We start from the raw sequence: 22,769 nt of genomic DNA on the forward strand, positions 1-22,769 counted from the left end.
AGCGTTATAACGCTTTGGCAAACATGGCAACTGATACAATCACCAGGTAAATACCAAATAAGCGTTTAAGCATTTTTTCACTAAAGCTGTGTGCCATTGATGCACCAATGGGTGCGGTCAGAATTGAACCAATACTGATAGCTAGCAAAGCTGGTAAATTGATATAGCCTACTGTGCCTACCGGCATACCCTGTGGGTTAGTGTTTTCCATAAACAGGAAGCCAATTGCGCCGGGTAAGCCAATCAGGAAACCAACCCCGGCAGCTGTTGCTACCGCTTGTTGAATGGTGCGGCGACACATCACCATGGTAATCACCGTCGGTGTGCCACCACCAATACCAAGCAAAGCAGAAAAGCCACCTATTACAAAAGCCAGCACGCTTTTGCCAATGCCTTGTGGCATTGAAAATGACATACCGGGACGAACCACAAACTCCGGAAACAGAAAGTAAATTGAATAGAGTAATACGCCGCCGGCAAACACCATTGTCAGTCCGGTGCTGCTGGTGTGGTTAGCAATGGCTACACCGCCTAATACACCAAGTATGATCCACACTGACCACGATTTGAGCATGTCAAAATCGACTGCCCCTCGTTTCTTGTGTGCTAAGACTGAACGAGCACTTGAAATCACAATTGATGCCAATGAGGTACCAATAGCGACTTTAACTAACTCTTCAGAATTAGGGGTAAAGAAAGGAAATACCGCGAGAAGGGCTGGGACTACAACAAAACCTCCTCCGTTGCCAAAAAGGCCAGAAGTTATGCCTGCGACCGCGCCCGCAACGCACAAAGTGAGGACGAACCAGACGAGTTCAATCTCCATAACAACAGTGCTCCACTAGTTAAATAATTATTCGGTTTTTTATTATTTTTATACGGTAGAAATTATAACGTTTTGTGCGGTTTGTCGCCTTGATAGCGATGAGTGACCTGATAAAGTCGACCAGCCTAGAGGCTGGTCGATAACAGGTTTATTTTTAGGGATAAGCTGCTTAGAAGCTCATGTTGAGGCGCATGTAGTAGTAACCACCCTGCCAGTCAACGATAGAGTCAGAACGGTAGATACGACCACAACAAGTTTCGCCAATCTCACCCGCATCCGGGTAGTTGTCGAACAGGTTACGGGCACCGGCTGACACAGACAGCATCTCGCTGATGAAGTAAGTACCTTCTAAGTCAAACATGACTTCAGGCTCAAAGATCTGGATTGCTGACAACTGGCTGGCACCGTCAGAATTTGAGTAACCACCGAAGTAATTCATACGAGCGGTAAATGACATGTCATCCATAGCGTGTTTTACAGATAAAACACCGCGAGTAGCTGGCGTACCATTTAAGAAGTCGTAGATAGCTTCGTTGTTGAAATACACTTTAGGATCAGAGTTAAAGTTCTGGTCGGCAAAGTTCATCGATGCAGTGATAGTGGTATCACCGTACTCAGATTCAAAGTTATAGGTACCAACAATATCAATACCCTGAGTTACCGTATCGAATGCGTTCTGGAAGTAGAATACACCACCGATGGTATTAGCACCGTCAACGCCTGCTGCATCAAGTGCCAGGTAACGTTGATACGCGTCATAACCATCTGCATCCGGGTCGGTTACTTCAGTTGCAGAGACGTCCAGGGTGGAAATAGCGTTAACACGGTCTTCCAGCAGAATGCGGTAGTAATCCACTGTTAAGGTGAAGTTGCCTACATCAGCAGTCGCACCTAAGGTGAAGTTAGTCGACGTTTCAGGTTTAAGCGGTGATGCACCCAGTGCCTGTGCCGTTGCACTGCCAGCCGGGAACAGACCGGTTGCTACCGGTAAACCATTGGGTAAACGGGTTGATACGTTGGTCGTACCTTGCTGACCAGGAGTCGGCGCGCGGAAACCAGTACCAAATGATGAACGAACAGCAATTTCGTCAGTTACCTGGAAAATACCGGCAATTTTGTAAACCACCTCAGAGCCAAAGTCTGAGTAATCTTCGTAACGTATTGCCGCTTGTGCGAATAACTTATCAGTGATGTCACCTGAGATATCAGCGTATACAGCGTAAGAATCACGCTCGTAAGTACCAGTGTAGGCAGCTGAATAACCAGGGAAACCGTTAGAGCCAACGCCTACAGCAGTATAAACCGGGTCACTTGAATCACTACAATCCAGGCCATTTGCCAGGGCAGATGCCAGTGCGTCAGCTGATGCCGTGCCGTCACAGAAGCCCCATGGATCAGGAGAAGAGTAATCACCTACTTCTACTGAAGCGGCGTCACCTGCCGAAATTTCATAGGATTCTTCCATGTAGCTGGCACCAAATGCCAGTACGTATTCAGCCAGATCATAAGTAAAATCAGCCTGGAATTGTAATTCATCGTTGCTCAGATCGCCTGGCTTAAAGGAAGTAGGCGAGTCAGGACCCATTGATGGGTTAATGGTGTTTTTAAGGGTATAAGAAATTTCGTTATAACCGTAACGGCCGCTGATATCATAACCTAGCGAACCGGTCATGCCTTTTAAGCCGGCTGCGAAAGAGTAATCAGTGATATCACCGAAGAAGCGCGGCGTAAAACCACCCGGGAATTTTTCCAGTGGGCTGTAGATAGAGCCATCAGGTTCGCGCAGGTCTTCTATGGTGCCGTTACCTGGGTAACGATAGAAGAATGAACCATCGCCTTCACTTTCTGAATAGTTAGCGAAAGAGTAAATTTCCATGTCTGAGTTAATTGCATAACCGGCATTCAGGAAAACTTTTGCGCCACTATAGTTTGGCTGACCCCAAGGCTGTACCTGAGGAGAACCGTGGACTGAGTTACCCATTGCTTCCGCTGCTGCGATGTATTCATCACTTTGTTCGTCTACACAGAACCAGCTTTCACAATATTGCTCACCGCGGTAAGTCGCCTCTGAATCAGTGACTTCTGCAGAGATGCTTAAGAAACCGTCGTCACCTAAAGAGAAACCTTTGTTACCACTGATGGTGTACTGGTCGCCGTCACCTTCATAATACTGGCCAATATCCAGCGATAATGAGCCGCCTTCAGCATTGTTTTTCAGCTGGAAGTTGATAACCCCGGCGATGGCATCAGAACCGTACTGTGCCGCTGCACCGTCTCGCAGAACCTCTACACTGCCCAACGCAGCAGTAGGAATGGTTGCAATATCAGGGCCCTGGGTACCAGAACCACCAATTTCAACCAGTGCAGCACGATGGCGACGTTTACCGTTAACCAGTACCAGAGTTTTGTCAGTTGGCAGGCCGCGTAATTGCGCCGGACGAATAAAAGTACCACCATCAGAAATGGGCTGACGGGTCAGGGTATATGATGGAACCAGTGTCATCATGATGTCATTCATGTCTGATGACGCCACACCAGTAATGTCTTCAGCGGTTAATACATCAACCGGTACTGGAGAGCTGGTTACGGAGCGAGGCGCACCACGGGCACCCACAACTGCGATTTTCTCAACATTCTCTTCCGCTGCCTCTTCTTCTGCTAATGCAGTGGTTGCGACAGTCATCGAAAGCGAATAACCGGCAAGACCTGCCAGTATTGCTGCATTTAATTTCTTGAGTTTCATCATGTGTTCCCTAAATTGTCATATCGCTATGATCTTTTTAGGTGCATCTACGATAGGCGTGAAATCACGTCGCTGGCTAAACCTGCCCCAAATTGGATCGTAAAAGCACCAAATTTAAACATTATTTGGACTTAATGAGCGCGTCAGACTTTGCTGACGACAGTACAGAGACTAAAAAAAGAGCAAGCGTTTCCGGAAGAAAAAAGAATGTTGAGGGTTATAAAGAAAATATTGACCCTGCGTAAAAGTTATTAAATTACAAAGGCTTAATGCCTTGCTGGGCAAATAAAATATTTTATAATAAATGCGCTTACTACAAAAAATTAACACTTCGGCTCCAAAACCTGACCATTTGGTGGCATGTAACTTGCTGAAATTAAAATAGAAATGAACAGCACGCGGCAAATTGTTGTGAATGTTACAAACCTATGATTTCCCGCAGTTTGCTATGAATATTGACGAGTTGAGTAGCCAATATATGAATTCCAAACAGCTTCAGTATTTTCTTGTCACGGTTCAAAAAGGAAGTATTGCTGCTGCTGCAAGGGAACTGGATATCGCCCAACCGGCGATAAGTCAGCAGTTAGCTAACCTTGAACGTGAAATGGGAAGTGCATTGTTTGAGAGAAGCTTCAAAGGCGTTAGTCTTACGACCGCCGGTGAGGTTTTCGAGAAGCATGCAAAAAAACTGATTGAAGATATCAATGCCGCAAAGATGGAGTTACACCAGCTGGCAGCCAATCAGCATGGCGTAGTGCGGGTTGGCATGTTGCCATCGATTGGTAATGTACTGTCAATGTCTTTAATTGCGTTGGTAAATGAGTCCTATCCTCAGTTGAAACTGGAAATCAGTACTGGTCCGTCATATGCGGTGAAAGAATGGCTGAAAACCAATCAGGTTGATATAGCGCTAACTTACGAACAGGAAGTAGAGCCGCGCTTTATGTCGGCTTACCCGCTTATTGAAGAGTTTATGTATCTGGTAGTGGGCGTTAACGAAGCTTCCGCATACTATCAGTTATTGCGAAACCGCGACGTTATTTGTTTTTGGGAGCTGAGTCAGTTTGAACTGTTAACCCCCGGCCCCAAAGATGCACTCGGCCGCCTGATTGAAAAATATGAACGGGATACCGGCGTCGCGCTTAAACATGACAAGGCGTACTCCGGCCAATTGATGACAGGATTGCGTCAGGTGATTCAGGGCGAAGGATTAATGATTTTGCCTTCTTCTGCTATGTATCATCTGGAAGAAAGCAAAGTCATAAAGTCGTTGAAGATCACCCAGCCTGATATGAAGCGACAGGTGCTCGCAGCAACTAACAGTACTTTTGCCATGACTGATGCGATGGTGAAGATGTTAAGTATTATTCAGGAAGTCAGTGGTGCTGAGCAGGCTGCCGGCCATTGGCGCGGCAATTTAATGAATAAATTGCCGAAGAATGAATCCAGGTCAGTGGGCATCACGCCAACCTCAACGGCTAGCGTGCTTTAACAACTATCCGGGTACTTAAGTTTGAGATGGCGCTGTTGGTACCATAACAAAGGGGCAAACAGCGTAAACAAAGCCAGTGCATAAAGCATTTTGTTACCCAGTCCCAAGGCAATAACGCTGCAAAACAGACAGCCGAAGTAAACCAGAGGGCGCAGTCGTGGCGACAATAACTTAAAGGCTGCCAGCATACTGGCCAGATAAATGAGGACAAAAACGCCATTAACCCAGCCAATTAAGTCTTCCAGGTTATGGGTTGAAAAATGCGTAATGATCAGCGTCATCGACATAATCAGCAGGATTGCCTGTAAAGCCCGTTGTGGTACGCCGTATCGGTTAAGCGTGCCAAAATAAACCGGTAAAACGCCGTCCTGACTCAGACTCCAGGCCAGGCGCGACAGACTGGCAGTATACACATTAACTGTAGCCAGACCGCCGGCAACGCCCAGCAAGCCAATCACATAAGCGCCGTATCCCCCGATAATCTGGTTAAATACATCCACCATCGCCAGTGTATCGGATGTGGTGACATCGACCAGTAAATACGTACAACCTATATATATGGCCCCGACTAATAAAGTACCCAGCATTATGGCAGGCACCAGATCCCGTTTGGGATCGCGAAAATCATTGGCCAGATGCGATAACGCTTCAATTCCCAGAAAACTCCAGAACGCCAACCCCATGGCTGCCAGAGTGCTATCCAGCCGGAAATCGGCGGTGCTCAGCGAGACTGGTGCCGGCATCAGGCTGCCGCCTATAAGCAGTGCGCAAACCACCAGGGTAATAATAAATGTCAGGCCCAGTTGTAAGGTGGCAGAAAACTGCACGCCCCGATAATTTAACACCAGCAGCAAACCGACTATCGCTAACTGCACGGGCAAAGACCACACAGGGGGCAATTGCAATAGGGTTTCAATAAACCAGTAGGTCATAATTATCGCAGCAGGCGCACCGATCGGGACCACAAACAAGAACATCATACCGATGGTTCTGCCAGCCGTAACACCAAAGGCTTTCTCCACAAAGAAAGCCGGACCACCAGCGTGAGGGTAGTGAGACGAGAGTTTTGCAAACACCATCGCTACCGGGAGGATGGCCGAAATAAGCAGCACCCAGCTCAACAATGCGTAGTCGCCGGCAAGCTTAATGGTCATCTGCGGCAGGATAAATACGCTGGTGCCAAGGAGTGTTGTGGTTAACAGGCCAGCGCCGTGCCAACGACCGATTTTGTGTGAAGAGTGACTCATAACAGGTGTCAGTGTGAGCAGAGGAAGGCGATTATAGCGTTTTTATCGACAAAATCGTGGCCGTTTTTCTTTGATATGGACATATTTGTCGAATAATTTGACAGTCTGACCGGGTGCTTATGACCCTAATTTTTGCAGGTGACTGATACGCTTAATAAAAGTGAGTCTGGCCCGGTTTATGCTGCAGTGAAGCATTAACGATTTCTGGCTCGCCAATCCTGGATGGTGTCTGACCCAAGCAAAGCGTATTAGAGGTATTTATGTCTTGTTTAACCCGACAACTACAACAGCAACTGGTTAAGTACATTAAAAAAGAAGTAGAGGTGGCATCACCTTGCGATCCATCGGTGGTTCGGGAAGAATTGATTAACCGTGGAGTTTGTCCGAGCGCAATTACTGAAGGCCAGGTGCGACAAGTCCTTGAGGTGGCCGGCTTCTTGTGAGCTGAGTGTCACAGAGAGTAAAAAAACAGGTGGCTGAGAGCCACCTGTCTGTTCCATAGCAATGACGGGTTACTTCAGATCGAAGCGGTCGTTTTGCATTACTTTTACCCACGCATCAACAAAGTCTGAAACAAATTTCTGTTCAGCATCGGCTGCTGCGTACACTTCAGCGATTGCTCGCAGCTCTGTATTTGAGCCAAAGATCAGATCCACTGGCGTTGCCGTCCACTTCGCTTTGCCCGAGGCACGGTCGACACCTTCATAAACCCCTTCTTCATCGGTTTTATGCCATTTGGTTCCCATGTCCAGCAGGTTGGTGAAGAAAGCATTGTTCAGTGCCCCTGGCGTGTTAGTTAATACGCCATGATCCATGCCCTGGTAGTTAGCATCGAGAGCCCGCATACCACCTAGCAGTGCAGTCATTTCTGGTACTGAAAGGTTCAGATAATCCGCCCGTTCGACCAGCATTTCGGTTGGCGACAGGTAGTTCATTTCAGGGTCGTAAAAATTACGAAATGCATCGGCAGTTGGCTCCAATACAGCAAAAGACTGGACGTCGGTCATTTCTTGTGACGCATCCATACGGCCCGGTACAAACGGAACGGTAATTGAGTGGCCGGCATTTTTTGCCGCTTTTTCAATTGCCGCCGCGCCCGCCAGCACAATAATATCAGCAGTGGAGATGCGCTTATTACCCGATGCTTTTCGGTTAAAGTCACGTTTTACCTGTTCGAGTTTTAACAATACTTTGTCGAGTTCATCAGGGTTATTCACAGCCCAGCCATTCTGTGGTGCTAACCGCACACGGGCGCCATTGGCACCGCCTCGCATATCGGTACCGCGGAAGCTCGCAGCCGATGCCCAGGCTACACGCACCAGTTCAGATACGCTCAAACCGGTGTCCAGAATGTTCGCCTTCAATTTACGAACGTCAGCATCGGTGACCAGGTCATGGTTTACTTCAGGAACCGGATCCTGCCATACCAATACTTCATCTGGCACCTCATCGCCTAAATAGCGGGCACGAGGACCGAGATCCCGGTGATTCAATTTAAACCAGGCTTTAGCAAACGCCAGTTCATACTCGGCCGGATCGGCGCGGAAACGTTCGGCAATCTTGCGGAACTCCGGGTCTTTCTTAATAGCGATATCGGTGGTGAACATAATAGGCGCATGACGCTTACCTTTCACATGGGCATCAGGCACCATGTTGGCGGCTGCAGGATCGTCCGGGATCCACTGCGTTGCACCAGCCGGGCTCTTAGTTTTCACCCAGTTAAAGCTAAACAGGTTATCCAGATAATTTGTTGTCCACTGGGTTGGAGTGACTGTCCAGGCGCCTTCCAGGCCACTGCTGGTCGTGTCTTCTGAGTGGCCTTTACCACACTTGTTTTTCCAGCCAAAGCCTTGCTCTTCTATATCGGCCGCCGCAGGCTCTGCATCGACACAGTCAGCCGGTTTTTTGGCGCCATGGGCTTTACCGAACGTGTGACCGCCGGCAATCAGCGCAACAATTTCTTCGTCATTCATCGCCATCCGACCAAATGACATACGGATGTCTTTGGCTGCAGCCAGTGGATCCGGATTTCCGTGCGGGCCTTCCGGGTTAACGTAAATCAGCCCCATTTCTACTGCCGCTAAGGGGCCTTTCAGTTTACCAAATTTATCGCGACGCTCATCGGTCAGCATCTTTTCTTCAGGACCCCAGTAAACATAATCCGGCTCCCAGTCGTCTTCACGGCCACCGGCATAACCAAAGGTCTTGAAGCCCATGTCTTCCAGCGCTACGTTACCGGTTAACGCCATCAGATCGGCCCAGGAAATTTTGCGGCCATACTTTTGTTTGACCGGCCAAATCAGGCGACGGGCTTTGTCGAGGTTGACGTTATCCGGCCAGCTGTTCAGCGGGTCAAAGCGTTGCTGACCACCACCGGCGCCACCGCGACCGTCGTGAATTCGGTAAGTGCCGGCTGCATGCCACGCCATTCGAATGAAAAAAGGACCATAATGACCATAATCTGCTGGCCACCAGTCTTGTGAATCAGTCAGTACTTTACGTAAATCTGCTTTTACCGCCTCTAGATCCAGGGAGTTGAATTCTTTGGCATAATCAAAGTCTTCACCATATGGGTTTGATTCTGCGCCGTGAGCACGTAACTGGCTCAGGTCTAGCTGTTCAGGCCACCAAAAACTATTAGCTTTAGGCTCTGCAGCATTCGCATGGGCAGGTGATGTCAGCACCACCGGTGACATGGCAATGGCCACGGCTGCCGCTAATGATAAAGTCTTCTTCAATTTCATTTGTCCTTCCTCGTTTCGAATGTGAACAATGTACAAATACAGTGTTTGTTAACATTTATAAGTGTTAACGAGGAAAGGGAATTTGCATAATTAAAAAATCAGATGCACTTGATTGGAAAAACAAAAGCTGGCTAACATTATGTTTTTAATGAATATATTTTCGGTGTTAGGTTTTTCTCCTCATTCGGGGAAAATGTTGGAATAGCTCGAAAAATCCATTGTGAAACAAATTGTTAACATTTTTAGCGTTTTTTCCTGCTTGCAGCACAGGTAAATGCAGTGGACTTGCAGGCGTCATCAGGTCAAGCAGATGTGCCGGACACGGACTTTTCGCGCTGAATGAGGTAAAGGCAATGAAACCTGATGAAAGTTCGTGGTATTCTTGAGGTTTGCTGGCGCGGCGCCTTTACCACCTCGTTTTGGATCATGGGAACAACACAACGACATCTGGTCAATTTAGATATGCTGCTGACTGATATAGAAATGCTCGATGGAAGTGAGTATGGCAGTCTGGCGCATAGGAAATTATTAACAGAAATTCAGCGCGTGTTAGAGGCGCTGGAAGTCGCTGCTCAATCAGAAACGGTGTCTTCGTTTCAAAAAGCCGTGGCCAACTCCGGTCTGGCAGGACCGCTGGAAGATAAGCGAATGCCGGGGATTTTCAGGCGCTTGATAGGCTATGTGCTGGATTACTGGGATGCTCATAACAAGGCTGCACAAATTCTCGACTCACAATTTGATGGCAACGCCGATAAACGCCTTGAGTTATTGCAGGTGAAAGGTATCAAGGCAAAGTCTCAGTTTAAAACGGTGGCCCGGGCGATGGGACGCACCGATTATCTCCACTTTGTTGAAGCCCTGGGCTTGCACCACGAGGACTGGCAATGGCAGGCCTGAACCTTTCATCCAAATCCCTGCCCTTTCACGTATAAGGCACATCTTAAAGCTGTTTCGGGGAATAAGCCGTGCCAGAAGGCCCAGAGATCCGCCAAAGCGCCGATGCCTTAGCTAAAGTTTTACAAAACCAGAAGATCAACAAAGTTACCGTAGGGCTGCAGTCATTAAAGCCTTTTCAGTCTGAACTGAGTGGCCAGCGAGTAACACAAGTGAGCTGTCGGGGAAAAGCTATGTTGCTGCACTTCGACAACGACATGAGTATTTATTCTCACAATCAGTTGTATGGGCGATGGGTAATTGTCCCCCTTGATGAGTTGCCTGAAACTAATCGCTCTCTTCGTCTTGGCTTACATACCGACGAGCATAGCGCACTGCTTTACAGTGCATCCGATATCAGTGTGTGGCCAAGCGAGAAACTCAGTGAACATCCGTTTTTGCGCAAACTCGGCCCTGATATTCTCAATCAGACGGTCACGCCGGAAGTGATACAACAAAGATTAACCAGTTCGCGGTTTCGCAATCGAAGCCTGGCGGCACTTTATCTCGATCAGAGGTTTCTGGCCGGGATGGGTAATTACCTGCGCAGCGAAATCTTATTCTTTGCTGGTATTCATCCCGATAAGAAGCCTGCTCACCTGAATGATGAGCAAATCAATCACCTGGCAGAACAAACTTTACAGGTTACCTACCGTTCATATGAAACGGGGGGCTATACTGCGTCCATTGTTGCATCTGTCCGTGCACGGCATTCGGCGGCTGAATATGAAGCAGAAAGGTTTATGGTTTTCGACCGGGAAGGGCAGCCATGCAGGCGCTGTAATGAAACAATCCTGCGCGCTGAACGAAGCAGCCGCAGGATCTATTTTTGCCCGTGCTGTCAGGTCGACAGGTAAACTGCCGGTCTGACTAGAAGCGATATTCGATACCGATACTGGCTTGTTTCAGGTCTGTTTCAAAATCGGTGTCGTCAATATCATCAAAAGCACTGTCTGCGTCCAGTTCGGTGTCATACACCACGTACTCAGCATTCACCAGCAGATTTGTTGACAATGCATAGCTTAGTCCCGCCCCCACAAACAGGCTTTCGTCATCCTCTGAAGTTGTATAACCAGCCAGCCGGTAATCTGTTTCCGACCACAACTGACCGAGCTTGGCATAAGCAGACAGGCTACCAACCACAGGTACTATGCCTTTGAGGGCCAGGGTATAACCGTCTGTTTCTGCGCCGGCTACTGACGAACCATAGTCACCAAAATCAATATATGAACCTTCTACAGCAACCCAGGTATTAAATTTATAACCTGCAATGCCCTGCCATACATCTTTGTCATCGTCGAAGTCATCTTCACCTTCCACACGTAGATAACCATAATTTCCACCCACATAGAATCCCGCTTCATTAATGTCAGCAGGTGTTTGCTGAGCGCTCAGGCTAAATGAGGTCATGGCTGTCAGGGTAGATAAAGCAATTAGTGTCTTGTTCATAGTCGTGTCCTCTTTGTCGTAAACCGAATGAGCTAACAATCCGGCAGTGAATCGCCGCCGGTTTTCATTAGTTAACTAACCTTTATCAAACGGCATGCCAACCGAAAAAAGCCTGTTAGATGCTGTTTTTATGTGAGTTTTTTTCACGATCGATGAAGTTTTGTGCGCACAATTAACAATAATGGCTGGCTGTTGCCAAACGGCAACGTGAAGACTTTTCATAGCGTGAAAACAAAGTTGCAGGGTTTGTCGCCCCGGGGAGTCGGGACGACAGAAGGGAGGGGATTAAAAAACGTAGCGGGCAAACAGCTTGCACCACTCGGAGTCTGAGAATTTGGTGTATTCTGCGCCCACTACAAACTGCCTGGTTTCTCCAAACGCGTATTGTGCGCCCAGACGATAAGCCTTCTGGTTGGAGCCTTTGTGCCATTTTTGTACTTCCAGCCCGCCAAACAGTTCAATCTGGTTGGTTAGCTGATGACGCACGTTGCCCACGATACTGTAAAAATGCGTGCCGTCTTTGGCTGATTCTTCGTTGTCAGATAACTTAAAATCGATTTCACCATAATAAAGGCGTCCATCGAACACGGTGTTCTGATTCAAATGGTAATAGTAACCGGCGCCCGCCTGCCAGTTTGTTTCGTCCAAAGTGTACTGGCTTATCTTGTCGTCGGCGCTGCGGTATTTACCGGTGATGAAGATGTGGTGGCTAATTTCATAGCTGGCTTCAAACTCAGGGCCCTTTAAATCAAAGGGGGCAATGTCGGCATAATCGCCCGCGGCGTAACCCAGTTGGAGGTAGTCATAATCCAGGTCGGCTGCCACGGATATCGTGCTGAACACAGACGATAACGCCATCAAAGTGGCTGCGAAGGTGTGTTTTTTCATGGAGGTTCCTTAAGTAAGTGTGTTAGCAATATGTGCCGACAAGATACTTAAGGCAGGGTCAAATAGGGGTGAAGCTCATCGGCTAAATTATGCCAGAATCAGCATATTGACCAGGCTGGCAAGTGCCCACATAACGATTACGTAGTGCCAGTTATTGCCGATAATACGGCGCGAGGAGGCGCCATAGCGGCCGGTAAGTATAAGACCTATCCCTGATAACGGCCCCGAGCCGGTGGAAATCGCCCAGGTGGAAAGAAACATAAAACCCAGGCTGGTGGTGTTTGGGTTTAATGGCAGTAATACCGGGCTAACCACAGCGATACTGATGACCGGATGAACCCCGAGCAAACCGGCAATAACCATTAACGCCAGCAGGATGGCAAACATCCGGGCATCGAAACTGAACTGATGCAGGTCAACAAGCCCGGGGTGAAGGTCTATCAGAGTTTTGATCCCGGCGGAAAATACCCCGGCCGCCAGAAACAGCGCAAACTGAGGGCCGGCACTGTGCAGCCGATTATCCACAAAGTCTTTGAGAGTCCGCAGTCGGGGACGCTGGGGCATAAATAGCAAAGCGCCGAGCACCGACAACAGGCTTATCAGGATCATAATCCGGAACTGCGGGAAAAAATGATGCAATACCAGCACAGCAATGGCCATTAATACCGGAATAATCAGACTTTCTGCTTTAAGCGGGTAACCTTCGAAAGGCGTTGTTGCTTTGCGTTTTACATCCAGTAATGTGTAGGTAATGCCCAGCAAAGCCATAATGACGCCAGGCGCTACCGTCGATTTCCACGCCATTCCCGGTGCGTACATTAATGCCACGCCGGTGGCAATAAAAAACGGCGACCACCAGGCTGCGGCCGAAAAGCAGCGGGCCAGCACTATCTGCTGTGCATCGGTAAGGGTGCCGCCGCGTTTCAGTCGGTCCCCGAACACAAAGATCACCGACATATTAATCACAGCGCCCAGTAAAGTGGTGCCCAGCGCCGTGATAGCCGCAGCCCTGTTGCCCGTGGGTAAACGTTCATCACCGCCCGGAGCATTGGTTAACGATAAGAACGTAATAGCCACAAACATAGTTAACAGCGGCACATTGGCTGAATACACACTGCGCCAGCTAATCTCTGCGCCTTGCCAATAGCCTGTGGCCAGGCCCAGTACGCCCAGAATAAATAGTACTGCAGATTGCTTTCTGGCTGATGCCTTGACCGCAGGCAACATTGTGAACAAGGTAAGCCAGGCTGACACCGTAGCGATATCAGCATGCAGCAGACCGGCCACTGACAACAAATAAGTCAACAGAGTGAAACAAGCCAGCCAGCCGGCATAATGGGTAGGTCGAAACTGCTTCATAGCAAAGAGGAATGGCTTAAAGGTAGTGGTGATACAATTGATAGTAAGAGTGTATCAAAAATGACCGGACATGAACTGGCTTTAAACGTATAACTACGCTGTATCGACCTGATTTTCAGTTTGTTTTGCCAGTCGTACAAAATCGGCAATGTAATCGATATTAACGTCGTTGTTGCGCATACCCAGATAAATGTGTTTTTGGATCCCAGCGCTGCCTAAGCGCAAACTCACCAGTTGCAATTTTTCGGCATACGTATCTACCAGCCAGCCCGGAAGCGCAGCCACGCCGCGGCCAGCACTAACCATTTGCAGCATGATTTCGGTGGCTTCTATGTGCCGATGACGTTTTACCGTGCATCCTGCCGGTGATAAAAACTGACTGAAGATATCCAGCCGCTGTGGTTCAACCGGATACGTGATCAGGGTTTCATGTTGCAAATCCCCGGGCTCAATCTGCTGGCGGGATGCCAGCGGATGCGACTGACTAACCACCAGCCGCTGTTCAAAATCGAACACCGGAATGAATGTCACGCCACTTTTAAACAGCGGATCCGGGGTCACCAGCACATCGATATCATAGTCAAACAGGGCCCCCATGCCACCAAACTGAAATTCCTGTTTTACGTCAATTTCGACGCCCGGCCAGGTATCTAAAAACGGGCTCACCACTTTTAACAGCCATTGATAACAGGGGTGACATTCCATGCCTATGCGCAGTGAGCCGCGCTGGCCTTTGGCGATTTGAGTAAGCAATAATTCGGTGTGCTCAAATTGCGGTAACACGCGTCTGGCCAGGATAAGTATCTGCCGCCCGGCCTGGGTAAGGCGAAGTCTGCGACCGTCTTTTTCCCAAACTGGCGTGCCCAGTTGCTGTTCCAGCTTTTTGATGCTGTGACTCAGTGCCGACTGACTCAGATGCAGCTTTTCGGCAGCGAGCGTAAGGGTGCCGCACTCATCAACCGCTGTTAGCAGTTGCAGGTGAAAACGTTCTATCATTTTAATCTATGCACAACTTTCATGGTTTTTCTGAATACTATCACTAATTTTAATTAAATGGAGCCTTTCTCATTACGCTATAAAAGGCAGTTAAATGGTAGTTAAAATCCGTTAAGTCTCACTATTTTGCTGCTATATTGCGTGAATTGATATCTATTTTTGTTGGCTTATTTGTCCCTGAGCGATAATTTTATCGCGTAACCAGCTGTGTACGGGATCGCTGTCGAGGGTGGGGTGCCACATAAGATGCTCGGTAAACGAGGGAGCTTCAAAAGGCAAAGGCAATATTTTTAACGGCATAAAGTTAGCATTCAGCTCGGCGAATTTTTTCGGCAGCAAGGCCAGGCGCTCGGTACCCACAATCATACGACACATGGTGGTAAAGTCGTTGGTAATCACTTCAATACGGCGTTTTAAGGCTTTTGATTCGACCAGCCACTTTTCAATACTTAACAAGCTAACCCGCCCAAACCCCACTGAAATGTGCCCACAATCGCAAAACGTTTCACGGCTCAGACCTTCGCTGACCCTGGGATTATTTTTATCGGCGATACATACCAGTTCGTCACTGGTAAAAAAAGCCGTGGAGTAGCCTTCAATCATAACCTGTTCAGGGGCAATCATCATGTCTACACTGCTGCGTGACAGAGCGTCAGATTCAATGGTGAACGGGGTGAGAAACTCAAAACTGAGGTTAGGCGCTTCCTTCGATACGTTTTTAATAACGTCGGTGAGAAACACCTGCAAAATGTAATCAGAGACGATAATGCGAAAATGCCGGCTGTAGTTTTGCAGATCCATCTGGCGCCGGTGCGTGATGGAACCACGCACGATATTTAACATTTCTTTAATAGGTAACTGTAATTCCAGTGCATAGGGCGTAGGCTGCATCTTTCTGCCAACCTGAACAAACAGATCATCTTTGAAATAATCCCGTAAGCGAGCCAGTATGCTGCTGGTGGCTGACTGGGAAAGGTAGAGTTTTTCTGCCGTGCGGGAGATATTCTGCTCTTCCAGAAGCACATCAAGAGCGACTAAAAGATTCAAATCTAACTGTTCAAAACGCATCTCATTACCTCTGCTTGTGTTGATGAAGTATTAAATTTGTAGATACTTTTAATCAATACATTTAATTTTTTGTTTTATCAAGAAACTTTTAGACTGCAAATGTTGAAAACTTGTTAACGCTTTCCGGCTGGGAATTCTCCGGCTGAGTGCGAAAAGCCAACAGGTATTGGTTTTCCCGGTTAGGAAATTACATGAAATTTGCATCTGAAAAATCCCCTTCGGCGGACGGCCGTCTGCTTCTGGTGTCCCGGGATATGTCTCGAGCCTGTGCTGTGCCGGACATCGCCTCCACTTTGCAACAGGCGCTAAGCCGCTGGGCAGACGTTGAGTCACGGTTACAGACTCGTTACCGCGAGTTGAACGATGGCTTGCTTGATGCCGCGCAACCGCTTTCTTCTTTTTCATTAATCGCGCCGTTGCCAAGAGCCTGGCAATGGCTGGACGGCTCGTGTTTTTTAAACCACGGGCATTTAATGCAAAAGGCTTTTCATCTCGACCCTATCGAGGATATGGATAAATTCCCGCTGGTGTATCAGGGCGCTGGCGACAATTTCAGTGGGCCAACCGATCCGCTGGTGACGCCTGATCCGACCCTGGGGGCTGACTTCGAAGGGGAGTTTGGTGTGATCATCGATACGGTGCCCGTGGGAGCAAGTGCCCAGGAGGCCCTCGATGCCATACGGCTGGTGGTGTTACTTAATGACATTAGCTACCGCGCGCTGGCGCCCCGGGAAATGAAAACGGGTTTTGGCTTTGTGCAGGCTAAAGGTGCCACTGCCTTTGCACCAATTGCGGTAACGCCGGATGAACTGGGCGATGCGTGGCAGGCTGGAAAGGTGCAATTGCCGGTAAATATTGAGCGCAACAGCGCCTGGTTTGGCAATCCCAGCGGTGCTGAGATGCACTTTGGTTTTCATGATGTCATTGCCCATGTGGCCAAAACCCGCAGGTTAAACCCCGGTACGGTGGTTGGCTCAGGTACGGTTTCCAATGCCGCGCCAGAAGTGGGGCAGGCCTGTATTGCCGAACTTCGATCGAAAGAAATGATAGCCCATGGTGCCCCGCAAACTGCCTTTTTAAACGTTGGTGAAACCCTGTCTATGGAGGTACTGGATAGTGCCGGAAACAGTGTGTTTGGCGCTATTCAACAAACCGTTACGCTGGAGGAGCAATAATGTTTAATCCTGCTGAATATCAGATGGTGGATCTCTCTGTGACCCTGGAGAACAACCCGCATACCGATCCGCCGCCGTTACTGCCCAAAATCGATTACATGGATCATCAGGAAGGCTTTCCTGAAATGCAGGCTATGTTTCCAGGGCTAACTATAGATCAGCTACCCGGTGAGGAAAGCTGGGCCGCGGAGCGACTGGAAATTACCACGCATAGCGGCACGCATATGGATGCGCCCTGGCATTATGCGTCTACCACGGATGGCGGTAAGCCAGCCTATGGTATTGATGAGTTGCCACTGGAGTGGTGTTTTCAGGCCGGGGTGAAGCTTGATTTCCGCCACCTTCCGGATGGCTATGTGGTAACTGGTGCCGATGTGGAAGCTGAACTCGAGCGCATCGGCCACACCTTGCAACCGCTGGATATTGTGGTGGTGAACACCCGCGCCGGCGCCATTTTTGGCCAGCCTGGTTACCTAGAAGCCGGGGTAGGCATGGGGCGTGAGGCAACCATGTATTTACTCGAACGGGGCGTCAAGGTGGTTGGCACAGATGCCTGGAGCTGGGACGCACCGTTTAAATTTACCCGAGAACGTTTCTTACAGGATAAGGATCCGAGCATCATCTGGGAAGGCCACAAGGCTGGTCGCGACATTGGCTACGGCCAAATGGAAAAGCTGGCCAATCTCGAGGCCATTCCCGCCACCGGTTTTCTGGTGTCCTGTTTCCCATACAAAATCAAACACGCCTCGGCGGGCTTTGTCAGAGCCGTGGCTTTTGTGCCTAAGCACAAATCATAGGAGTTAACATGTTTAAGTATTTTCCCACCAACTATGTGTGGAACCTGTCGGTCAATCTGGCTATTGAAATGGGCGCCCGGATTGGCGAAATCGAAGAGATGTGTGGTCCGTTGCAGGAAGCAGCCACCAAAAAAGATAAAGAGGGTACCGAAGCCTTCAGGGATACCTGGGCAAAAATGGCCGACAAGCTGTGTGTGCTGGCTGAAGAGGATGAGAGCCGCGGCCGCATGATTTCTGCCGGCGAAAAATACAACCGGGCAGCCACCTATCTTATTACTTGTGAACGTTTGCAGGGGCATAAAGCACCGGGCCGGCTGGAACTGTATCGCAGAGCTTTAGGATTGTTTCAAAAGAGCATTACTTTAGGCAAGGAAAATTGCGAGCGGGTGGAAATTCCCTATGAAGGTAAGCATTTGTCGGCGCTCTACGTTCGTGCAGAAGGTGTTGAAGGGCCTGCTCCGGTATTGATTCAGGTGAATGGCCTGGACTCAACCAAAGAAATGAAATATCGCGTTGGCTTACCGCAATGGCTGGCAAAACGTGGTGTGGCTTCTTTAATTGTTGACCAGCCCGGTACCGGAGAAGCGTTGCGCTTGCATGAAATTCCTGCCCGTTTTGATGCCGAGTTTTGGGCGGCCAAGGTTGTGGATTACCTGGAAGCGCGGGATGACACAGACAATAACAGAATTGGTATGGAAGGCGTATCGCTGGGCGGCTATCACTGCCCGAGAGCGGTGGCGAACGAGCCCAGACTGGCACTGGGAGTATGTTGGGGCGCTAATCATGACTGGCGTGATGTGCAAAAGCGTCGGTTGGAAAAAGAAGGTGATTTTCCGGTCCCCCATTACTGGGATCATGTTTGCTGGGCATGGGGAGCAAAAGACATTGATGAATTTATGGAAATTGCCGAAAACGTTCACCTTGATGGCCAGATCGAAAAAATCAAAGTGCCCTTTTTGGTTACCCATGGCGAAAAGGACTCTCAAATCCCGCTCAAATGGGCATATCGCACCTATGAGCAGCTAATTAACAGCCCCAAACGTGAACTAAAAATATTCACCGACCGTGAGGGCGGCGTTCAACATTCCAGTTTTGATAACAGTGCCAACGCTGGCCACTATATAGCTGACTGGGTTGCAGAAACTTTTAAAGCGACTACCGCATAATAAGGAAACCCAGATGAATATTATTGGCCCGGAATTATTGATTTTTGGTGTAGATGACGTGCAGGCCTGCCGTCAGTTTGCGCTGGATTACGGCCTAACCGCGAGCGGCGATAACCGTTTTGTGGCGTTGGATGGTACAGGGATAGAGGTCTACGCCGCAGATGATGAGTCGCTCGCAGCACCACTGTCGACCGGTAGTGCGATTCGTAAAACCGTTTATGGGGTTAAAAGCCAGGCTGACATCGATGCAATAAAGGCTGAGCTCAGTAAAGATCGTGAAGTGACCACACTCGACGACGGCAGTATAGAAGCCTTTGATGATTTGGGCTTTTTACTCGGTTTTATGATAACCCAGCGCAAAAGCCTGGAGCTGGAAGCGGAAAAAGTCAATGCGCCGGGGGCAGTTGCCCAGCGCGGTGTCAACTTAACTGCAGTAAACAAAGACGATGTAGGCGTGCCCAGATCACTCTCCCATGTGGTGTATTTTGTACCGGACTTTCCCAAAGCGGAAGCTTTCTACCGTGACCGACTAGGCTTTGTTACCACTGATCGGTTTACCCACGTTGGGCCTTTTATGCGCCCGGCGGGCACCACCGATCATCACACCTTGTTTTTCATACAGACGCCACCGCATATGCAGGGTATCGAGCACTTTACCTTTCACATGGGCGGGCCTACCGACGTAATGACGGCGGGGACTAATATGGTGAACAAGGGGTATCAGAGTTTCTGGGGGCCTGGGCGGCATATCTTTGGTTCTAACTGGTTCTGGTATTTCAAAAGCCCGTTTGGCTGCAACATGGAATTTGATGCTGATATGGACCTTCACGACGATAGCTGGACTGCCCGTGAGGCGCCGCCTGGCGCAGATAACTCCCAGGTGTTCTTACTGCAATATCGAGAAAAGTGGGCGCCGATGGGACCTCCGCCACCGGGAGCGGGAGGTAAGCCGCCGGAGGCTCCCTGATGCCCGATGGGATCATGCTTTGTGCCCTGGACGAGCTAAGCAATGGGGCACTGGGCTTTGACCCTTTCAATGATGGGCGGGATACGGTGTTTGCCGTGTTTCGCAATGGCGAGGTGTATGCCTACTCGGATGTTTGTCCGCACTACGGTGATACCTCGCTCCCCTGGAAGAAAAATGCCTATCTGGACAGTCGTGGCGAACATATTGTCTGCGCTGCACATGGAGCCTTATTCACTATAGATGAGGGCTATTGCGTTAGCGGCCCATGCCGCGGTGAGTCATTAACGCCTGTGCCAGTGACGGTTAAAAACAACACGGTTTGGCTTATCACTAGCCCGACCGGGGAGAATAAAAAATGAGTGCATGTGTAGAAAAGGTTTTGGTTATTGGTGGTGGTTTCTCTGGGATGTCAGCGGCTATCGAACTTAGTAAAAAAGGGATTGCCGTTGACCTGGTGGAAATAGATAAGGACTGGCGCACAGACGGTGCTGGGATCAGCATTGGCGGAGCCACCATTCGTGCCTTCGCCCAAATTGGTATTCTCGATGAGTTTCTGGCTCAGGGCGCGACTCACAAAGGCCTGGATGTTCATGCGCCCACCGGACAGCACCTTGCATTCATTCCGGCTCCGCCGTTAATGGGCAAAGACGCTCCTTGTGGCGGCGCTATAATGCGCCCGGTACTGGCTAAAATACTGGCCGCGAAGACCCGCGAAACAGACGTGAATGTGCGCCTGGGTATAACCTTTGAACAGATTAATGACCGGGGAGATAGCGTTGAGGTAAGTTTTACTGACGGGACCTCAGATAGCTATGACCTGGTGATTGGTGCTGATGGGTTGAATTCGTCAGTTCGCAGGGCCGTTTTTCCAGAGGCTGAAGGACCAGCTTACATTGGACAAGGTGTGTGGCGGGCAGTATTGCCGAGAGTGCAGGAAATTGACAACGTGACGATGTGGGTAGGACCGCAGATTAAGGCCGGTGTAAACCCCATGTCGGCTGACGAAATGTACATGTTTGTTACCGAGAACCGTGAAACCAATGAGCGCATCGATTCGTCAACCTACATGGAAAAACTAAAAGCGCTGCTGGCCGGCTTTCCGGCACCGATGGTGCAAAAATTGGCGGCCATGCTGGATGAGGATTCACTTATTCATTATCGCCCGCTTGAGGGTATGTTGATGCCGGGGCCATGGTATAAAAACCGGGTGCTGCTAATTGGCGATACCGTGCACGCTACCACGCCCCACCTGGCCTCAGGCGCCTGTATTGGCATCGAAGACGCAATAGTAATCGCCGACGAACTCGCCAGGACAGACACTCTTGATGAAGCGTTAGCCGGGTTTCAAACCCGCCGCTTTGAACGCTGCCGTATGGTCGTGGTAAATTCGGGGCGCCTGGCACAAATAGAAATCACCGGCGGCGATAAAGTCGAACATACTAATATTATGCGAGACAGCGCTATCGCTCTGGCACAACCAATCTGAGCCACCTCTGTGACTGTCACTTATGGAAAACCCTCTACTGTGACAGTCACTTTTGGCAGCTAGTCAGGACAGACATTTAGAATTAAGCTCTTAGAGTGGACAGTCACAGTCAATTTACTAGGTTATCAAGGCCGGGCAACAACTCTTTTATTCGGTACTTTGTGCGGACTTAGTTAACAGTTTTTAGTTGATTACTGGTTAATGATTTGCCGGTCAGTTCTTGCCTTTCGGTTTTGAATTTTTAGCGGAGGATGGTGAGCAAACTGAAGTTGGAGATGTTGCAATAGGTTTGATTGAAAAACAAAACTAGGCGGAGCGGCATCGATAACCACGTTTTTGAATATGGCCTAATTTTTCAATACTCACTGTGGTTTTAAACTCTGATTCAATGCCCGCTATCATAGTATGCCAGGCCGCGTCCCCTATACCTACTCTTGTAAGCATTGGTGCAACTGTATCGTCAGTTTTTTCTTGCTTGTTTAAGGTGTATTGGCGGCTAGTTAGCTCAACAATTGCCAGATAATCCTCGATACGAAAAGGTAATCCATCAGACATATTGTTCCTTGGGTTGCCGATAAAAGGGAGAAGAGCCTGTGGCTGACGATTTGATTTCGCCGCAGTAATTCTTTTTTGAATGCTGGTATAGTCTGATGATTCCGGGGTTCTCGCCAAACCTGCGCGCATTGGATTAAGATCGACATAAGCCATACAAGCCACTACTGACGCTTCGTCTAGCAAAGCTTGCGATTTAAACCTGCCCTCCCAAAAGTGGCCGGTGCAGTCATCTTCTTTATTAGCCAGCCTGGCAATGTATTCATTCAGTAAGCGCATAAACCAACTGATATCGTATAACCTACCCCGGTAAACTTCAGCAATGGATTTTACGGTTTCGACTTCAGCGTCAGTCATTGCATCGCTATCGTCTGATTGAATAAAACGCTGAGTCAGTAGCACACCCTTATACAGTTTATGCCACCGCGTAATAACCTCTTTCACTGATAAATCATCGGCTTTTTGTTTATTAATCCGTAATACCACGTGAGTGTGGTTACTCATGACTGCAAAGGCACAAACATCCACGCAGAACACTCCAGCCAAAAACAGGAGTCTATTCTCAACCCACTGTCGGCGGTGTTCGTAGCTTTTGCCAGTGAGCTCATCTTCCCCACACAAATAGGCCCTGCGTACGCAGCGAGAAATACAATGATAAAACGGTGTGTCTGATAAATTGATTAGGCTTTTACGAGGTCTGGGCACAGTATTAAACCTATATAAGTTGCTAATAAGCCTTATTTTACCGAAGCAAGAATAAATGCCAACTGTACGCAGGGATAGAGAGTGCCTGTCCATGACTAGGTGCGGTCCATGACTAGGTGCGCAGGGATAGAGAGTGCCTGTCCATGACTAGGGGCATGACAGGGGGAGCATAAAAA

The 22,769-nt window shown here is 48.9% G+C and carries 20 protein-coding genes; 10 read left to right on the top strand and 10 right to left on the bottom strand.

The annotated features are described in order from the left end of the window. Positions 1 to 4: 4 nt before the first annotated feature. Complete coding sequence (locus tag AC27IB_RS05930) at positions 5 to 826, bottom strand: sulfite exporter TauE/SafE family protein (protein WP_296048241.1); 822 nt, start codon at positions 824 to 826, stop codon at positions 5 to 7. A gap of 169 nt (positions 827 to 995) precedes the next feature. Next, a complete protein-coding gene (locus AC27IB_RS05935; protein ID WP_296048247.1) occupies positions 996 to 3,569 on the bottom strand; it encodes a TonB-dependent receptor plug domain-containing protein in 2,574 nt (857 codons plus the stop codon). Between the two features lie 478 nt (positions 3,570 to 4,047). Between AC27IB_RS05935 and AC27IB_RS05940 the strand changes: the two genes are divergently transcribed. Then, positions 4,048 to 5,061, top strand: a complete 1,014-nt coding sequence (locus AC27IB_RS05940; RefSeq protein WP_296048238.1) for a LysR family transcriptional regulator — start codon at positions 4,048 to 4,050, stop codon at positions 5,059 to 5,061. Here the strand turns inward: AC27IB_RS05940 and yjeH are convergent. Next, positions 5,058 to 6,308, bottom strand: a complete 1,251-nt coding sequence (gene yjeH, locus AC27IB_RS05945; protein WP_487119578.1) for an L-methionine/branched-chain amino acid transporter — start codon at positions 6,306 to 6,308, stop codon at positions 5,058 to 5,060. The two genes, AC27IB_RS05940 and yjeH, sit on opposite strands and share 4 nt — an antisense overlap. A 260-nt stretch (positions 6,309 to 6,568) precedes the next feature. Here yjeH and AC27IB_RS05950 point away from each other — a divergent pair, with 260 nt between their 5' ends. Further along, on the top strand, positions 6,569 to 6,751 hold the full coding sequence (locus AC27IB_RS05950) for a hypothetical protein (protein ID WP_487119580.1): 183 nt from the start codon (positions 6,569 to 6,571) through the stop codon (positions 6,749 to 6,751). 69 nt (positions 6,752 to 6,820) lie between these two features. On the opposite strand, the gene katG is transcribed toward AC27IB_RS05950, so the two are convergent. Next, positions 6,821 to 9,052, bottom strand: coding sequence for a catalase/peroxidase HPI (katG, locus tag AC27IB_RS05955; protein WP_487119582.1), 2,232 nt, complete (start codon positions 9,050 to 9,052; stop codon positions 6,821 to 6,823). 363 nt (positions 9,053 to 9,415) lie between these two features. Here katG and AC27IB_RS05960 point away from each other — a divergent pair, with 363 nt between their 5' ends. After that, the gene (locus AC27IB_RS05960; RefSeq protein WP_487119584.1) at positions 9,416 to 9,949 is read left to right on the top strand and encodes a hypothetical protein; all 534 of its coding nucleotides are present in this window, start codon (positions 9,416 to 9,418) and stop codon (positions 9,947 to 9,949) included. Positions 9,950 to 10,017: 68 nt separating this feature from the next. Next, the gene (gene nei, locus AC27IB_RS05965; protein ID WP_487119586.1) at positions 10,018 to 10,842 is read left to right on the top strand and encodes an endonuclease VIII; all 825 of its coding nucleotides are present in this window, start codon (positions 10,018 to 10,020) and stop codon (positions 10,840 to 10,842) included. A gap of 13 nt (positions 10,843 to 10,855) precedes the next feature. Here the strand turns inward: nei and AC27IB_RS05970 are convergent, their stop codons facing one another. From AC27IB_RS05970 to AC27IB_RS05990, 5 genes are all read right to left on the bottom strand, one after another. After that, positions 10,856 to 11,434, bottom strand: coding sequence for a porin family protein (locus tag AC27IB_RS05970; RefSeq protein ID WP_296048219.1), 579 nt, complete (start codon positions 11,432 to 11,434; stop codon positions 10,856 to 10,858). A gap of 285 nt (positions 11,435 to 11,719) precedes the next feature. Beyond that, positions 11,720 to 12,322, bottom strand: a complete 603-nt coding sequence (locus AC27IB_RS05975) for an outer membrane beta-barrel protein (protein ID WP_296048216.1) — start codon at positions 12,320 to 12,322, stop codon at positions 11,720 to 11,722. Positions 12,323 to 12,409: 87 nt separating this feature from the next. Further along, positions 12,410 to 13,681 carry a hypothetical protein gene (locus AC27IB_RS05980; protein WP_487119588.1) on the bottom strand — a complete coding sequence of 424 codons (1,272 nt, stop codon included), beginning with the start codon at positions 13,679 to 13,681 and terminating at the stop codon, positions 12,410 to 12,412. Positions 13,682 to 13,774: 93 nt separating this feature from the next. Beyond that, positions 13,775 to 14,677 carry a LysR family transcriptional regulator gene (locus AC27IB_RS05985; protein ID WP_296048210.1) on the bottom strand — a complete coding sequence of 301 codons (903 nt, stop codon included), beginning with the start codon at positions 14,675 to 14,677 and terminating at the stop codon, positions 13,775 to 13,777. A gap of 153 nt (positions 14,678 to 14,830) precedes the next feature. Further along, positions 14,831 to 15,745 carry a LysR family transcriptional regulator gene (locus AC27IB_RS05990; RefSeq protein ID WP_296048208.1) on the bottom strand — a complete coding sequence of 305 codons (915 nt, stop codon included), beginning with the start codon at positions 15,743 to 15,745 and terminating at the stop codon, positions 14,831 to 14,833. Positions 15,746 to 15,936: 191 nt separating this feature from the next. Between AC27IB_RS05990 and AC27IB_RS05995 the strand changes: the two genes are divergently transcribed. From AC27IB_RS05995 to AC27IB_RS06020, 6 genes are read left to right on the top strand one after another with little or no spacing between them, the layout of a single operon-like run. Further along, on the top strand, positions 15,937 to 16,920 hold the full coding sequence (locus AC27IB_RS05995; RefSeq protein WP_296048206.1) for a fumarylacetoacetate hydrolase family protein: 984 nt from the start codon (positions 15,937 to 15,939) through the stop codon (positions 16,918 to 16,920). Beyond that, complete coding sequence (locus AC27IB_RS06000) at positions 16,920 to 17,717, top strand: cyclase family protein (RefSeq protein ID WP_296048204.1); 798 nt, start codon at positions 16,920 to 16,922, stop codon at positions 17,715 to 17,717. Before AC27IB_RS05995 ends, AC27IB_RS06000 begins: the two co-directional genes overlap by 1 nt. 8 nt (positions 17,718 to 17,725) lie before the next feature. Then, positions 17,726 to 18,883 carry an alpha/beta hydrolase family protein gene (locus AC27IB_RS06005; protein WP_296048200.1) on the top strand — a complete coding sequence of 386 codons (1,158 nt, stop codon included), beginning with the start codon at positions 17,726 to 17,728 and terminating at the stop codon, positions 18,881 to 18,883. Positions 18,884 to 18,896: 13 nt separating this feature from the next. Next, complete coding sequence (locus tag AC27IB_RS06010) at positions 18,897 to 19,850, top strand: VOC family protein (RefSeq protein WP_487119592.1); 954 nt, start codon at positions 18,897 to 18,899, stop codon at positions 19,848 to 19,850. Next, the gene (locus AC27IB_RS06015) at positions 19,850 to 20,209 is read left to right on the top strand and encodes a Rieske (2Fe-2S) protein (RefSeq protein ID WP_296048194.1); all 360 of its coding nucleotides are present in this window, start codon (positions 19,850 to 19,852) and stop codon (positions 20,207 to 20,209) included. Before AC27IB_RS06010 ends, AC27IB_RS06015 begins: the two co-directional genes overlap by 1 nt. Then, entirely contained in the window at positions 20,206 to 21,336 is a 1,131-nt protein-coding gene (locus tag AC27IB_RS06020; protein ID WP_487119594.1) for an FAD-dependent oxidoreductase, read from the top strand. Before AC27IB_RS06015 ends, AC27IB_RS06020 begins: the two co-directional genes overlap by 4 nt. Positions 21,337 to 21,642: 306 nt before the next feature. Here AC27IB_RS06020 and AC27IB_RS06025 read toward each other — a convergent pair whose 3' ends face one another. Then, entirely contained in the window at positions 21,643 to 22,686 is a 1,044-nt protein-coding gene (locus AC27IB_RS06025; protein WP_487119596.1) for a transposase, read from the bottom strand. Positions 22,687 to 22,769: the final 83 nt, after the last annotated feature.

The sequence above is a fragment of the Alteromonas sp. 4NH20-0104 genome, assembly GCF_057547795.1.